The following is a 12815-nucleotide window of genomic DNA, read 5'->3' on the forward strand; positions in this document are numbered from 1 at the left end:
TTCTGCGCCCGACGTCGTTTAGGCCGGGCGGCAATGCTCTTTCAGCATGGCGATCGCGTCCGGTTTCAGCTGATACAGATAGACCGGCCGGCCGGTGGCGCCGTACAGAATACGGGTGCCGAGGATGCCGCTTTCCGCCAGATAGATGAGGTACTTGCGGCAGGACACCCGCGAAATGCCAATGGCGTTGGCCAGATTGTCGGTAGAGAATTCGCTGTCGTGCTGCTGTTCGATCCACTCGCACACCGTGCTCAGGGTGATGCTGGTCAGGCCCTTCGGCAGCTTTTTGCTCTCCTGGCCGCCGGGCTGGCGGCGCAACAGGCTGTCGACGTCGGCCTGCGAAAACTCGCGTTGCGCCAAGAGCTGTGACTGTTGCCGGTAGTGGCTCAGCGCCTCCTTGAAGCGGCTGAACTGGAACGGCTTGATCAGATAATCCACCACGCCGTAGTGCAGCGCTTTTTGCACCGTGTTCACGTCGCTGGCGGAGGAGATGATGATCACATCGGTCTTCTCGCCGAGTTCGCGCAGGCCGGGCAGCAGATCCAGCCCGTTCTCCTGCTGCATGTAAATATCCAGCAACACCAGATCGATGCTGACGCTGGCGTCGGCCAGCAGGGCGCGCGCCTGGCTCAGGGTCGCGACCGTCGCCTGGCAGTGAAAACCGCCGACCTGGCTCAGGTAGTATTTATTCAGCTCCGCCACCATCGGGTCGTCGTCGACAATCAGTACGTTAATCATGGGCTCTGCTCTTGGCCTGATAGGGAAGGTGCACGAAAAATTGGGTCAGCTCGCCCGGTTCGGATTCGAAATCGATGCTGCCGCCCAGTTTCTCCAGATGGCTGCGGATCAGCGCCAGGCCGATGCCGCGTCCCGTTCCCTTGGTGGAAAATCCGTGTTCGAAGATGCGCGCGCCGATCGCCGGATCGATGCCGGGGCCGTCGTCGCTGACGATACAGTGTAATTGATCGTCGTGATGATGGAAGCTCAGGCCGATCTCGTGGCCCTCAACGCCGTCGATGGCGTCGATGGCGTTTTCGATCAGGTTGCCGAGCACGCTGATCAGCACGTGGGTGGTTTCCGCATCGTCGGTTTCCGGCAGCAGGCTGTTTTCCTCGATGGTCAGTTCGATGCCGGCCTCGTGGGCGCGGCTGATCTTGCCGATGAAGAAGCCCGCCACCTCCGGCGAATGGATCTTGCGCAGCAGCGCGCCGATCTCTTCCTGGTAGTTGCTGGCGGTGTTGATGATGTAGTTTTCCAACTGCTGATAGGCCTTCATATGCAGCATGCCGAGTATCACATGCAGCTTGTTCATAAATTCGTGCGACTGCACCCGCAGGGCGTCGGCGTAGTGCGCCATGCCGCTCAGCCGCTGCAGCAGGCGGCTGATCTCGGTCTTGTCGCGGAAGGTGGCGATGGCGCCGGTCACCTGGCCGTTGACGATCACCGGCACGGTATTGGTCAGCAGTTCGCTGCCGTTGAAGCTGATCTGCCGATCGCGCAGCGGTTCGCCGCTGGCCAGCACCTCCGCCAGATGCAGCTGCGCCGGCCAATGCTTGCTGGCGGCTTCCAGCAGCAGGTTTTCCACCGGCCCGCTCTGGCGCAGCAGGCGCTTGGCTTCGTCGTTGACGATGGTGATGCGGGATTCATTATCGACCGCGATCACGCCTTCTTTAATCGACTGCAGCATGGCGTTGCGCTGTTCGAACAGGTTAGAGATTTCGTAAGGCTCGAAACCCAGCATGATGCGTTTGAGCGCAGAGACCAGGAAAAAGGTGCCCAGGCTGCCGACCAGGGCGGCGAAGGCGATGGTCCAATAGATGATCCATCGGCTTTCCGCCACCACCCGCTGCACGGTGTCCAGCGCGATGCCGAGCGCCACCACGCCGATTTGTTTTTTCTGATCGTCATACACCGGCACGAACACCCGCAGCGCCGGAGCCAGCGTGCCGCGGTTGATGGCGCTGTTGACGTTGCCTTGCAGCGCGGGCGCCAAATCGTCGCCGATAAAATGCTTGCCGATCAGCCAGGGTTTAGGGTGCGAATAGCGGATGCCCTGCATATCCACCACCACCACGAACAGCAGCTCGTTTTGATGGCGCACCTGCTCGGCGAAGCGCTGAATGGCGCCGCTGTGATCGCGCCGCTGCAGGCCGTCGATCACGGTGTTGGAGAGCGCCAGCGTGTTGGCGACGGCGATGGCTTTTTGCTGCAGCTGATCTTGCCCCTCGCGGCTCATCTGCACGAAAAACAGCGCGAACACCACCAGCAGCACCGAAGCGATGATGGCGGACACCATCAGCGTGATGGAGGTGCTCAGCTTGAGCGGCACCCGTTGTTTTGGCATGGCGGTTCTCCGAATGGCGATATCACGGCGTATTCTAGCGAGGAATGCGGCAAGCTGCAGTTACCGGCAGCAGGTTATAGCATGCTGCCGGGGGAGCGAGGGGTTATTTTAGTTACAAAAGCGGGTTACTGCTGGTGGTAGATCTCCAGCGCCTGTTGGCCGCTGGCGCCCTGATGGATGATCGCCATCAGGGCGCGCACCACCTGCGACGGGTTGCTGTGTTGATAGACGTTGCGGCCATAGACCATGCCGGAGGCGCCCTGCGCCATCAGCGCGGCGGATTTCTCCAGCACCGGGCCCAGCTCACCCTTGCCGCCGCCGCGCACCAGCGTCGGGCAGCGCGCCGCTTCAACCACGCGGTGGAAATCTTCCACCCGATCGGTCGGATCGGCCTTGATGATGTCGGCGCCCAGCTCGCGCGCCAGCCGCACCAGCGGCACGATCTTCTCCACGTCACCCAGCGATCCGTAGGCGGCGCCCTGGCCGGCCGGGGCCATCACCAGCGGTTCGATCATCAGCGGCATGGCGTAGCGGTCGCAGGCGTGGCGCAGGCGGCCGATGTTCTCTATGCACTGGCGGAAAATGCCGGGTTCATCCGGGATCATATACAGGTTGACCACCACCGCGGCGGCGTCCATTTGCAGCGCGGCCAGGATCGGCGCTTCCGGGTTGTGCAGCACCGCCCACATTTCGCGGTGGCGCGCGGCGTTATAGGCGTTGCCGACGTCGGTGCGCAGCACCAGCGCCGGCTTTTCGCGCTGCGGCGCGCGCTGCAGCAGATCCGCCTGGCCGTAGTTGACCTGAATGGCGTCGGGGCGCGCGGCGATCAGGTTGCCCATCACCCGTTCGATATCTTCCAGGCCGATTAAGAAATCCGGTTCGTTGGCGATGCCGTGATCGATCGCCACGTCCAGGCACTTGCCGTTGTTGAACAGGCGGTTCATCCGCACCTTACTGCTGAGCTGCATGTCAGGTCCTCCTGAGATAGGGATATGTCCATTATTGCCGAGTAAGGATGGTCGGGAAACGCGGAAACCGCAAACTGCGCGCCCGCTCGCAGTTTTTGCCGGCGCACGAAAGGGGAACGCTCGCGGGCGGCTTTCATTTCATTTGTTAGATCCGTGTCATGTTTTTGTTAATAAGCCATTCCAAAACGCATGTTTCGCTTGTTTGGGTTAAAAAGTTTCAATAGTCTAAATTATGAAATAAACATTTAAAAAAGCGCCGAAGACGCGGCTTGCTTCACCAGGGGTTTATTTCAATTAGTTGTTTTTAATCTATTTTGAGATATCGATCACCATTTTGTTCACGGCCTTAATACGGCAATAACGCGGTAATTTCGCCGTATCAAAGGGATAACACCGACCGTATTGTTGTTTGAATGTAAAAAATATTTTTCATTAGCTGTCAACCAACAGACCTCTTCATTCTAACGATTAAAGGGTAACGAACATGAAGCTGAAGAAATTGATCGCCGCCTCGGTACTGATGTGCATGCTGCCGGCCAGCGTGTTGGCGAAAGACATCAAGATCGGCGTTTCCATGGCTTACTTCGATGACAACTTCCTCACCATTCTGCGCCAGTCGATGCAAAGCAAAATGAAGGCCGACGGCAACGTCAGCGGCCAGTTCGAAGACGCCAAGGGCGACATCGCGCAGCAAATTCAACAAATCGAAAACTTCGTCAGCCAGGGCGTCGACGCCATCATCCTCAACCCGGTGGATACCCAGGGCGTCAAGCCGATGATCAAACTGGCCGAGAACGCCAAGATCCCGCTGGTGTTCGTCAACCGCAAGCCGGAAGTGGCGCTGCCGGCCGGCATGGCCTACGTCGGATCCGACTCCAAGCTGGCCGGCAAACTGCAGATGGAAGCGCTGGCCAAGCTGATGAACGGCAAGGGCAACGTGATGATCCTGATGGGCGAGCTGTCGAGCGAAGCCACGCGCGACCGCACTCGCGGCGTGGAAGAAGTGGCGGCCAACTATCCCGGCATCAAAATAGTCGACAAGCAAACCGCCAAGTTCTTCCGCAAAGAGGCGGTGGACGTCACCACCGACTGGATTTTGTCCGGCCAGCAGATCGACGCCATCGCCTCCAACAACGACGAAATGGCCATCGGCGCTATTTTGGCGCTGAAGCAAGCCAAAAAATCCGGCGTGCTGGTGGCCGGCGTTGACGGCACGCCGGACGCGCTGGAGTTCATCAAGAAGGGCGATCTGGCGCTGAGCGTGTTCCAGGACGCCAAAGGCCAGGGCGAGGGCGCGGTGCAGACCGCCGTTCAGCTGGTGAAAGGCGAAAAAGTGGAAAGCAACGTGTTGATCCCTTACCAGCTGATCACTCAGGCCAATTACCAGCAATTCGCCGATAAAAACAAGAAATAAGCCTTGAAGCCCGCCGCGGGCGCCGGTGTGGGGCGAGCGCGGCGGAAAACGTGGGTCAGTGCGGAGGTAAGCGGTATGTACCCTTATGTTCTTGAGGCCGAAGGCATCAGCAAGCAGTTCCCCGGCGTCAAAGCGCTGGATAAGGTCTCGATTAAAATCAAACCCGGCAGCGTGCATGCGCTGATGGGAGAAAACGGCGCGGGCAAATCGACGCTGATGAAATGCCTGATAGGCATCTACCACCCGGATGAAGGCTCGATAAAAATCAAAGGCCGGCCGGTCACCTTCAGCGACACGCTGCAGGCGCTGCATTCGGGCATTTCCATGATCCACCAGGAGCTGAACCTGGTGCCTTACATGACGGTGGCGGAAAACATCTGGCTGGGGCGCGAGCCGGCGCGGTTGGGGTTCGTCAACCACGAACAGCTGAACGAGAACACCCGCGAGCTGCTGGCGCGGCTGAACATCAAACTGCAGCCGGACACGCTGGTGGGTGATCTGAGCATCGCCAACCAGCAGATGGTGGAGATCGCCAAGGCGGTGTCCTACAACGCCGACGTCTTGATCATGGACGAACCGACCTCGGCGCTGACCGAAGGTGAAGTGGTGCATCTGTTCGCCATCATCCGCGAACTGCGCGAGCAGGGCAAAGGCATCATCTATATCAGCCACAAGATGGACGAGATCTTCGCCATCACCGACGAAGTGAGCATCTTCCGTGACGGCACCTTCATCGCCTGCGACAAAACCGAAAACCTGACCAAACAGTCGCTGATCACCATGATGGTGGGGCGCGAACTGACGCAGATGTTCCCCAAATTCAACAACAATATCGGCGAGGAAGTGCTGCGGGTGGCGGGGCTGCGCCGCAGCGGCTGGTTCCATGACGTGTCGTTCAGCGTCAAACGCGGCGAGATCCTCGGCGTCGCCGGGCTGGTGGGCGCCGGGCGCAGCGAAGTGATGGAAAGCCTGTTCGGCATGCACCCGGCGGACGGCGGCGAGATCTTTATCGAAGGCCAGGCGGTGAAGGTCGATTCCCCGGCGAAGGCGATCGAGAGCGGGCTGGCGTTTCTCACCGAAGACCGCAAGAAATCCGGCCTGTTTCTGGTGCTGTCGGTGGTCGAGAACATGAGCATCGTCAACCTGTCGGAATACATCGGCAAGAACGGTTTCGTCAGCCACGTGCAGATGGCCAAAGACTGCATGGATCAGATCAAAAAACTCAACATCAAAACGCCGACCATGGATCAGATCATCAATAACCTCAGCGGCGGCAACCAACAGAAGGTGCTGATCGCGCGCTGGCTGCTGGCGCAGCCGAAAATTCTGATCCTCGACGAACCGACGCGCGGCATCGACGTGGGGGCGAAAGCGGAAATCTACCGCCTGATCAGCGAGCTGGCCAACCGCGGCGTCGCCATCATTTTGGTCTCCTCCGAGCTGCCGGAGATCCTCGGCATGAGCGACCGGGTGATGGTGATGCACGGCGGCCGCATCACCGGCATTTTGGACAAAGACGACGCGGACCAGGAGAAGATCCTGGCGCTGGCCTCAGAATAACGAAGGGTGAACATCATGAGTAACGTAAAGATTGAGAAGCCGCTCTCCGCCGATTCAACGGGCAAGGGAACGCTGTTCTCCGGGCTGAGCGGCAAAATGCCGAAGGATACCGGCATCTTCATCGTGATGATCGGCATCGCGCTGATCTTCGAAATCCTCGGCTGGTACATGCGCGATCAGTCGTTCCTGCTGAACCCGAACCGCCTGCTGCTGATCGTGCTGCAGGTGGCGATCATCGGCATCATCGCGGTGGGCGTCACCCAGGTGATCATCACCACCGGCATCGATCTCTCCTCCGGTTCGCTGATTGCGCTGACCGCGGTGGTGGCGGCCAGCCTGGCGCAGACCTCGGACAGCATTTCGCCGATGTACCCGGGGCTGCTCGATCTGCCGGCGGCGATCCCGATCGGCGCGGGGATTGGGGTGGGCATTGTCTGCGGCTTTATCAACGGCTTCCTGATCACCCGCACCGGCATTCCGCCGTTCATCGCCACGCTGGGGATGATGGTATCGGCGCGCGGTCTGGCGCAGTACTACACCAAGGGCAACCCGGTCAGCTTCCTGTCGGACGGCTTCACGTCAATCGGCCAGGGCGCGATGCCGGTGATCATCTTCCTGGTGATTGCGGTGATCTTCCATATCGCGCTCAAACACACCCGCTACGGCAAATACATCTACGCCATCGGCGGCAACATGACCTCGGCGCGGGTGTCCGGCATCAACGTCAACAAATATCTGGTGACGGTTTACACCATCGCCGGCGGGTTGGCGGGACTGGCGGGCGTGGTGCTGGCGGCGCGCGTCAGCAGCGGCCAGTCGAGCATGGGGATGTCGTACGAGCTGGACGCCATCGCTGCGGCGGTGATCGGCGGCAGCAGCCTGATGGGCGGCGTCGGGCGCATCACCGGCACGCTGATCGGCGCGGTGATCCTCGGCCTTATCAAAAGCGGTTTCACCTTTATCGGCGTCGATTCTTACATTCAGGACATCATCAAAGGCGTGATTATCGTCGCCGCCGTGTCGATCGACATGCGTCGCAACCGCAAAAAACACTGATTGCCGTGAATTGCCGCCGGCGCCAAGGTTGGCCGGCGGTGTTTTTTTACCGGGGGGCACATCATGAATTACCTGAAAGGGCTGTGGCTGGCGGTGGCGCTGTGTGCGTCCACCCCGGCATTGGCGCAAACCATCGGCGTATCGATGGCCTATTTCGACCAGAACTTCCTCACCATTATCCGCCAGGCGATCGACAAGGAGGCCAAGGCGCGCGGCATTACCGTGCAGTTCGAGGACGCGCGCGGCGACGTCGGCCGCCAGACCGATCAGGTGCAGAGTTTTATCAGCGCCGGGGTGGACGCGATTATCGTCGATCCGGTCAACTCGGCCAGCACGCCGGTAATGACCAAAATGGTGCAGGCCGCCGGCGTGCCGCTGGTGTACGTGAACCGCACGCCGGGCGACGCCAAACTGCCGCAGGGCGTGGTGTTCGTCGGCTCCGACGAGCGGGAATCCGGCACGCTGCAGATGGAAGAGTTGGCGCGGCTGGCCAACTATCAGGGCAACGTGGCGGTGATGATCGGCAACCTGACCGACGCCGGCGCGCTGCAGCGCACCAAAGACGTGGAGCAGGTGGTGGCCAGGTACCCGAAAATGAAGGTGGTGCAGAAGCAGAGCGCCAACTATTCACGCAGTGAAGGCATGGATCTGATGATGAACTGGCTGACCAACGGCGAAGCGATCGACATCGTCGCCGCCAACAACGACGAGATGGCGATCGGCGCGATCATGGCGCTGCAGCAGGCGGGCAAGGCAGACAAGAAAGTGCTGATCGGCGGCATCGACGCCACGCCGGACGGCCTCAAGGCGCTGGCCTCCGGCAAGATGCAGGTCACGGTGTTCCAGGACGCGGTCGGCCAGGGCAAGGCCTCGGTCGATGTGGCGCAGCGCATGATCAACGGTGAAAAGCTCGAGCCGTATTACTGGATCCCGTTCGAGCTGGTGACGCCGGCCACGATGCAGAAGTATGCGGCCAGGCCGTGAGTTAACCGTCAGATTCGCGTTGCCGGGGCGCTGCTTGCAGCGCCTTTTTTATTGGCGTCAGTTACATGTCCGCTTGCGGCCAGCGCGGCGCGGGATCTTGCCTCACACTGAGGATCTTTAAACCGCGTGAGGATGAGCGATGAATGCATTAAACGGCAAGGTGGCGGTGATCGGCGGCGCCAGTTCGGGGATCGGCAAAGCGGCGGCGCTGCTGTTCGCCCGGCAGGGGGCTGCGCTGGTGTTGGGCGCCCGGCGCGCGCCGCTGTTGGCCGAGTTGGTGGAGGACATTCGGCGCGAGGGCGGCCGAGCATTGGCGGTGGCGGGTGACGTGCGCGACGAAGCCTTCGCCGAACGGCTGACGGCGACGGCGGTCGACGAATTCGGCGGGCTGGATATCGCCTTCAACAACGCCGGCACCTTGGGGCCGCTGGGGCCGTCGCTGGCGCTCAGCGCGTCAGAATGGCGCGAGGTGCTGGAAACCAACCTGTCCAGCGCCTATTACGGCGCCAGGCATCAAATTCCCGCCATGCTGGCGCGCGGCGCGGGCTCGGTGATCTTCACCTCCACGTTCGTCGGCCACACCGCGGCGTTTCCCGGCACGGCAGCCTATGCGGCCGGCAAATCGGGGCTGATCGGCCTGACGCAGGCGCTGGCGGTGGAGTTTGGCGGGCGCGGCATTCGGGTGAACGCGCTGCTGCCGGGGGGCACCGACACGGCGATGGGCCGGCAGATGAGCAATACCCCGGAGGCGCTGGCGCAGGTGGCCGATCTGCACGCGCTGAAGCGGCTGGCGATGCCGGAGGAGATCGCGCAGGCGGCGCTGTATCTGGCGTCTGACGCTTCCTCATTCGTCACCGGCACCGCGATGCTGGTGGACGGCGGCGTGTCCATTCAGCGCGGCTGAGGTTGGCATGGCCCGTGGCCGGGCGTCACGGGCATGCGGGAAAAGGATCACCAGCCTTTGACGGCGTCACCTTTGTAGATGTCGGCGGCGCTGGCCGCCACTTCGTCGGTCTGGTAGGCCTTGACCAGATCCTTCACTTTCTCGCTGTCTTTGTTGTCGATGCGGCTGGCGAAGATGTTGACGTAAGGCGAGTTTTTGTCTTCGACAAACAGCCCGTCCTTGGCTGGCGACAGGCCAATCTGGCTGGAATAGTTGGTGTTGATGATCGCCAGCGTCACCTGTTGGTCGTCCAGCGCGCGCGGCAGTTGCGGCGCTTCAATCTCGACGATCTTCAGCTTTTTCGGGTTGCTGACGATATCCAGCGCGGTCGGCAGCAGGCCGACGCCGTCTTTCAGGGTAATCAGCCCCTGTTTTTGCAACAGCAGCAGCGAACGGCCCAGGTTGGTCGGATCGTTAGGCACCGCCACCTGCGCGCCGTCCGGCAACTGGCTGAGTGCGGTTATCTTCTTCGAATACCCGGCGATCGGGTAGACGAAGGTATTGCCCACCGCCGCCAGCTTGTAGCCACGCTCCTGCATCTGCTTGTCCAGGTAAGGCTTGTGCTGGAAGGCGTTGACGTCCAGATCGCCATTGTTCAGCGCTTCGTTCGGCAGCACGTAATCGTTGAAGGTCACCACCTCCACGTCCAGATCGTATTTTTGCTTGGCGACCTTCTGCACTACCGCCCACAGCGACTGATCGATGCCGGCGCTGATGCCGACCTTGATGTGGTGCTCGTCCTGTGCGGTCGGGCCGCAGGCGGTCAGCAGCAGCGTGCCGGCGGCGGCCAGCGCCAACGTGAGGTTTTTCAGCGTAAATGTCATTTTCCCAGGGTCCTTGTCAACATTGCCTGCTAATTTTGGCGGGCAGAATAGTGGCAGTGACTGTAGGTAATCGCTGGGCTAAAACAAAATACTGATTCACTATGACTCATAGCGATTAGCTATGAGCGGCCGCTGCCCGGCGCGGTGCGGATTGTTTTGACGGCGAATCGGCGGGCTTATTATGATAGCCGTTGGCCCGTAAGGGCAGACTGGGTACTGAAACGAAGGAATAGACAATGCGATTGAACACTTGGAGCAAGGCGCTGCTGCCGCTGGTGGTGTTGGCCTGCGTCTCGGCGATTCAGGTTCGGGCGGCGGAGAGCGATACCGGACCGATCCCTAAACAGCTGCTGGGCAACTGGCGCGTCAGCAAAATTGTGCCGACTCAAACCACCGGCTGCTGGGATCAGCAACAGGCGCAGAGCCTGATCGGCGGCAAAATCAGCTATAAGGCGGATGCGTTCAGCTGGAACGACACGGCGCTGAAAAGCGAAGGGGCGACCGTCAGCACCGTAGAAGCGCAGGAGTTTGTCGAGGACAATGCCGGCAGCAGCTCCTATATCGATTTCCCGATGCTGGGCATCAGCACGCCGTCGGTCGAGCGTGTGGCCATTCAGCACGCGGATACCGTCATCAAAGGCATCACCGATCAGGGCACTGATGGGGTGCCCGGCGATAACGTGCTGGTGAAAGACGCCAACACGCTGATCCTGTCGTTGTGCAACGTCTGGTTTGAGGCGCAGCGCGAGAAATAATTTCTGCCTTCAGCCCCGGCAACGGGGCTTTCCCACCGCATCACCTCCCGCCATGAGTGCCATTTCTGAACTAAAATTAATCATAACGATATGACCCCGGCGTGATATCGGAGCCTCGGCTCAACCGAGTCCATGACAGGAGGCGCTATGTGTTACCACCATATTGTCATCGCCACCGATCTGAGCGATGACGGCAAACGGCTGGTCGAAAAGGGGGCGTTGCTGGCGGAGGCGCTGCAGGCCAAACTCTCGCTGATCTATGTGGACGTCCACTACGACACCTACCACGCGGCGATCGGCTTTTCGGAACGCAGCTATGACGGCGTGCCGTTCGAAGAGAAGATCCGCAAAGAGCTGGAACCCACCACGCAAAACGTCAATTACCCGATCGCGGAAGTGATTATCGGGCGCGGCGGCTTCGTTGACGAACTGCGCACGGCGGTCGTGGACAAGAACATCGATCTGTTGGTGTTCGGCCATCACCACGATCTGTGGAGCAACCTGTTTTCCTCTACCCGCAACGCCATCAACCAACTGAATATCGACGTGCTGGTGATCCCGATCCGTTCATAAGCGCGATCATGCCTCGTCCATTCACTCCGCGCTGCGGCGCGGAGTCTCTTTTGCAGCAAAAAATGCCGTGCTCGGTTGCATAATACATAAGTGAATACTAATGTGTTTATATGAACGAAAATGACATCTTCAAGGCGTTGGCCGATCCAACCCGCCGCCGCATCTTCGACAAACTCGCTGTCGCCAGCATGAACGCCAGTGCGTTGCGCGAAGGGCTGCCCATCAGCCAGTCGGCGATGTCACAACACCTGGCGGTGCTGCGTAACGCCGGACTGGTACGCGAGACGAAGCAGGGGCGCTGCGTCAATTACCAGGTCGACCCGGAAGGGCTGGCGCAGATCGCCCAGTGGCTGGCGAAGTACCGCGCCTACTGGCCGGCGCGCATCGACGCGCTGCAAACCTTGCTGAAGGACATGGATCAATGAACAAACAGGCTGAGCGGCCGCCGCGCGACCGGCTGGTGTTGGAGTATGCGATCGAGGCGCCGCCGGAAAAAGTGTGGCGCGCGCTCAGCGTTCCCGAATTGCGCGAGCAATGGCTGCCGACGGGGGATTTGGCGCAGGCTGAACCGTTGGCCGCCACGCCGGGCGAGGCGGTGAGCTATCGCCTGCGCGACGACCAACCGCCGTTTCTCGAAAGCGTCGTCACCCTGCAGATCGTGCCGGACGCCGGCGGCGGCAGCCTGCTGCGGATTATCCACCAGCTCGACGCCGCCAACGATGGCCCGCCGACGGTGATGCGCGCCGCCTGACGCGTTAAACACATTTCTCTTTGTTGCCAACCCAGGAGTTCACCGATGCGTGAGAAGATGATGCTCGTCCCGATGGTGGTGGAACAGACCAGCCGGGGAGAACGTTCCTTTGATATTTATTCGCGCCTGCTGCGCGATCGGATCGTGTTCCTTAACGGCGAAGTCAACGACGACGTGGCCGAAATGCTGTGTGCCCAGTTGCTGTTTCTGGAGGCGGAAAACCCGGAAAAACCGATCCACCTGTACATCAACTCGCCGGGCGGGGCGATCACCAGCGGGCTGGCGATTTACGACACCATGCAGTATATCCGCGCGCCGGTGCATACGCTGTGCATGGGCACCGCGCGTTCGATGGGGTCGTTCCTGTTGATGGCCGGCGAACCGGGGCACCGCATGGCGCTGCCTAATGCCAGCCTGCACGTGCACCAGCCGCTGGGCGGCTTTCAGGGGCAGGCCTCCGACATCTTGATCCACGCCGAAGAGATGAAGCGCACCAAAGACCGGGTGATTCGGCTGTATGCCCAACATTGCGGCCTAAGTTATGAAGAGGTGGAGCGGGTGTTGGATCGCGATCGCTTCATGACCGCCGACGAAGCGGCGGTCTGGGGGTTGATCGATCGGGTATTGCGGGCGCGGTAAAGGG

14 protein-coding genes are annotated in these 12815 nt (G+C 60.6%); 10 read left to right on the forward strand and 4 right to left on the reverse strand.

Annotated elements, in window-relative coordinates; translation table 11 throughout:
- Positions 1 to 18 precede the first annotated feature (18 nt).
- The 3 genes from dcuR to ACTJJ6_RS02760 all read right to left on the reverse strand — a co-directional run bounded on the left by dcuR (position 19) and on the right by ACTJJ6_RS02760 (position 3312).
- Positions 19 to 738, reverse strand: coding sequence for a two-component system response regulator DcuR (gene dcuR / locus ACTJJ6_RS02750; protein ID WP_004940959.1), 720 nt, complete (start codon positions 736 to 738; stop codon positions 19 to 21).
- Entirely contained in the window at positions 731 to 2344 is a 1614-nt protein-coding gene (locus ACTJJ6_RS02755; RefSeq protein ID WP_004940962.1) for a sensor histidine kinase, read from the reverse strand. Before ACTJJ6_RS02755 ends, dcuR begins: the two co-directional genes overlap by 8 nt.
- Positions 2345 to 2469: 125 nt before the next feature.
- Entirely contained in the window at positions 2470 to 3312 is an 843-nt protein-coding gene (locus ACTJJ6_RS02760) for a class I fructose-bisphosphate aldolase (RefSeq protein ID WP_261267251.1), read from the reverse strand.
- 484 nt (positions 3313 to 3796) lie between these two features.
- Here ACTJJ6_RS02760 and ACTJJ6_RS02765 point away from each other — a divergent pair, with 484 nt between their 5' ends.
- The 5 genes from ACTJJ6_RS02765 (at position 3797) to ACTJJ6_RS02785 (ending at position 9230) form a co-directional block, all read left to right on the forward strand.
- Positions 3797 to 4726, forward strand: a complete 930-nt coding sequence (locus ACTJJ6_RS02765; protein WP_016928128.1) for a sugar ABC transporter substrate-binding protein — start codon at positions 3797 to 3799, stop codon at positions 4724 to 4726.
- Positions 4727 to 4801: 75 nt separating this feature from the next.
- The gene (locus ACTJJ6_RS02770; RefSeq protein WP_033640651.1) at positions 4802 to 6286 is read left to right on the forward strand and encodes a sugar ABC transporter ATP-binding protein; all 1485 of its coding nucleotides are present in this window, start codon (positions 4802 to 4804) and stop codon (positions 6284 to 6286) included.
- A 15-nt stretch (positions 6287 to 6301) separates the two neighbouring features.
- Entirely contained in the window at positions 6302 to 7342 is a 1041-nt protein-coding gene (locus tag ACTJJ6_RS02775; RefSeq protein ID WP_025160279.1) for an ABC transporter permease, read from the forward strand.
- A 63-nt stretch (positions 7343 to 7405) separates the two neighbouring features.
- Positions 7406 to 8326 (forward strand): sugar ABC transporter substrate-binding protein, encoded by a 921-nt coding sequence (locus ACTJJ6_RS02780; protein WP_016928125.1) that lies wholly within the window; start codon positions 7406 to 7408, stop codon positions 8324 to 8326.
- A gap of 139 nt (positions 8327 to 8465) precedes the next feature.
- Positions 8466 to 9230, forward strand: coding sequence for an SDR family oxidoreductase (locus ACTJJ6_RS02785; protein ID WP_004940984.1), 765 nt, complete (start codon positions 8466 to 8468; stop codon positions 9228 to 9230).
- Positions 9231 to 9277: 47 nt separating this feature from the next.
- Here the strand turns inward: ACTJJ6_RS02785 and metQ are convergent, their stop codons facing one another.
- Positions 9278 to 10093, reverse strand: coding sequence for a methionine ABC transporter substrate-binding lipoprotein MetQ (gene metQ, locus ACTJJ6_RS02790; protein WP_016928123.1), 816 nt, complete (start codon positions 10091 to 10093; stop codon positions 9278 to 9280).
- A 236-nt stretch (positions 10094 to 10329) separates the two neighbouring features.
- Between metQ and ACTJJ6_RS02795 the strand changes: the two genes are divergently transcribed.
- The 5 genes from ACTJJ6_RS02795 to ACTJJ6_RS02815 all read left to right on the forward strand — a co-directional run bounded on the left by ACTJJ6_RS02795 (position 10330) and on the right by ACTJJ6_RS02815 (position 12811).
- Positions 10330 to 10848 carry a hypothetical protein gene (locus tag ACTJJ6_RS02795; protein ID WP_240429835.1) on the forward strand — a complete coding sequence of 173 codons (519 nt, stop codon included), beginning with the start codon at positions 10330 to 10332 and terminating at the stop codon, positions 10846 to 10848.
- Between the two features lie 147 nt (positions 10849 to 10995).
- Positions 10996 to 11421: a universal stress protein gene (locus ACTJJ6_RS02800; protein ID WP_015377548.1), complete on the forward strand. Its 426-nt coding sequence runs from the start codon at positions 10996 to 10998 to the stop codon at positions 11419 to 11421.
- 110 nt (positions 11422 to 11531) lie between these two features.
- On the forward strand, positions 11532 to 11846 hold the full coding sequence (locus ACTJJ6_RS02805; RefSeq protein WP_016928121.1) for an ArsR/SmtB family transcription factor: 315 nt from the start codon (positions 11532 to 11534) through the stop codon (positions 11844 to 11846).
- Positions 11843 to 12172: an SRPBCC family protein gene (locus ACTJJ6_RS02810; RefSeq protein ID WP_016928120.1), complete on the forward strand. Its 330-nt coding sequence runs from the start codon at positions 11843 to 11845 to the stop codon at positions 12170 to 12172. Before ACTJJ6_RS02805 ends, ACTJJ6_RS02810 begins: the two co-directional genes overlap by 4 nt.
- Positions 12173 to 12217: 45 nt before the next feature.
- Entirely contained in the window at positions 12218 to 12811 is a 594-nt protein-coding gene (locus tag ACTJJ6_RS02815; protein ID WP_016928119.1) for an ATP-dependent Clp protease proteolytic subunit, read from the forward strand.
- Positions 12812 to 12815: the final 4 nt, after the last annotated feature.

Source organism: Serratia sp. 22278, assembly GCF_052045405.1.
Taxonomy (GTDB): domain Bacteria; phylum Pseudomonadota; class Gammaproteobacteria; order Enterobacterales; family Enterobacteriaceae; genus Serratia; species Serratia marcescens.

Coding starts and splice junctions, on each gene's coding strand:
- dcuR (WP_004940959.1), bottom strand. CDS start 738: ATGATTAACGTACTGATTGTCGACGACGACCCGATGGTGGCGGAGCTG.
- ACTJJ6_RS02755 (WP_004940962.1), bottom strand. CDS start 2,344: ATGCCAAAACAACGGGTGCCGCTCAAGCTGAGCACCTCCATCACGCTG.
- ACTJJ6_RS02760 (WP_261267251.1), bottom strand. CDS start 3,312: ATGCAGCTCAGCAGTAAGGTGCGGATGAACCGCCTGTTCAACAACGGC.
- ACTJJ6_RS02765 (WP_016928128.1), top strand. CDS start 3,797: ATGAAGCTGAAGAAATTGATCGCCGCCTCGGTACTGATGTGCATGCTG.
- ACTJJ6_RS02770 (WP_033640651.1), top strand. CDS start 4,802: ATGTACCCTTATGTTCTTGAGGCCGAAGGCATCAGCAAGCAGTTCCCC.
- ACTJJ6_RS02775 (WP_025160279.1), top strand. CDS start 6,302: ATGAGTAACGTAAAGATTGAGAAGCCGCTCTCCGCCGATTCAACGGGC.
- ACTJJ6_RS02780 (WP_016928125.1), top strand. CDS start 7,406: ATGAATTACCTGAAAGGGCTGTGGCTGGCGGTGGCGCTGTGTGCGTCC.
- ACTJJ6_RS02785 (WP_004940984.1), top strand. CDS start 8,466: ATGAATGCATTAAACGGCAAGGTGGCGGTGATCGGCGGCGCCAGTTCG.
- metQ (WP_016928123.1), bottom strand. CDS start 10,093: ATGACATTTACGCTGAAAAACCTCACGTTGGCGCTGGCCGCCGCCGGC.
- ACTJJ6_RS02795 (WP_240429835.1), top strand. CDS start 10,330: ATGCGATTGAACACTTGGAGCAAGGCGCTGCTGCCGCTGGTGGTGTTG.
- ACTJJ6_RS02800 (WP_015377548.1), top strand. CDS start 10,996: ATGTGTTACCACCATATTGTCATCGCCACCGATCTGAGCGATGACGGC.
- ACTJJ6_RS02805 (WP_016928121.1), top strand. CDS start 11,532: ATGAACGAAAATGACATCTTCAAGGCGTTGGCCGATCCAACCCGCCGC.
- ACTJJ6_RS02810 (WP_016928120.1), top strand. CDS start 11,843: ATGAACAAACAGGCTGAGCGGCCGCCGCGCGACCGGCTGGTGTTGGAG.
- ACTJJ6_RS02815 (WP_016928119.1), top strand. CDS start 12,218: ATGCGTGAGAAGATGATGCTCGTCCCGATGGTGGTGGAACAGACCAGC.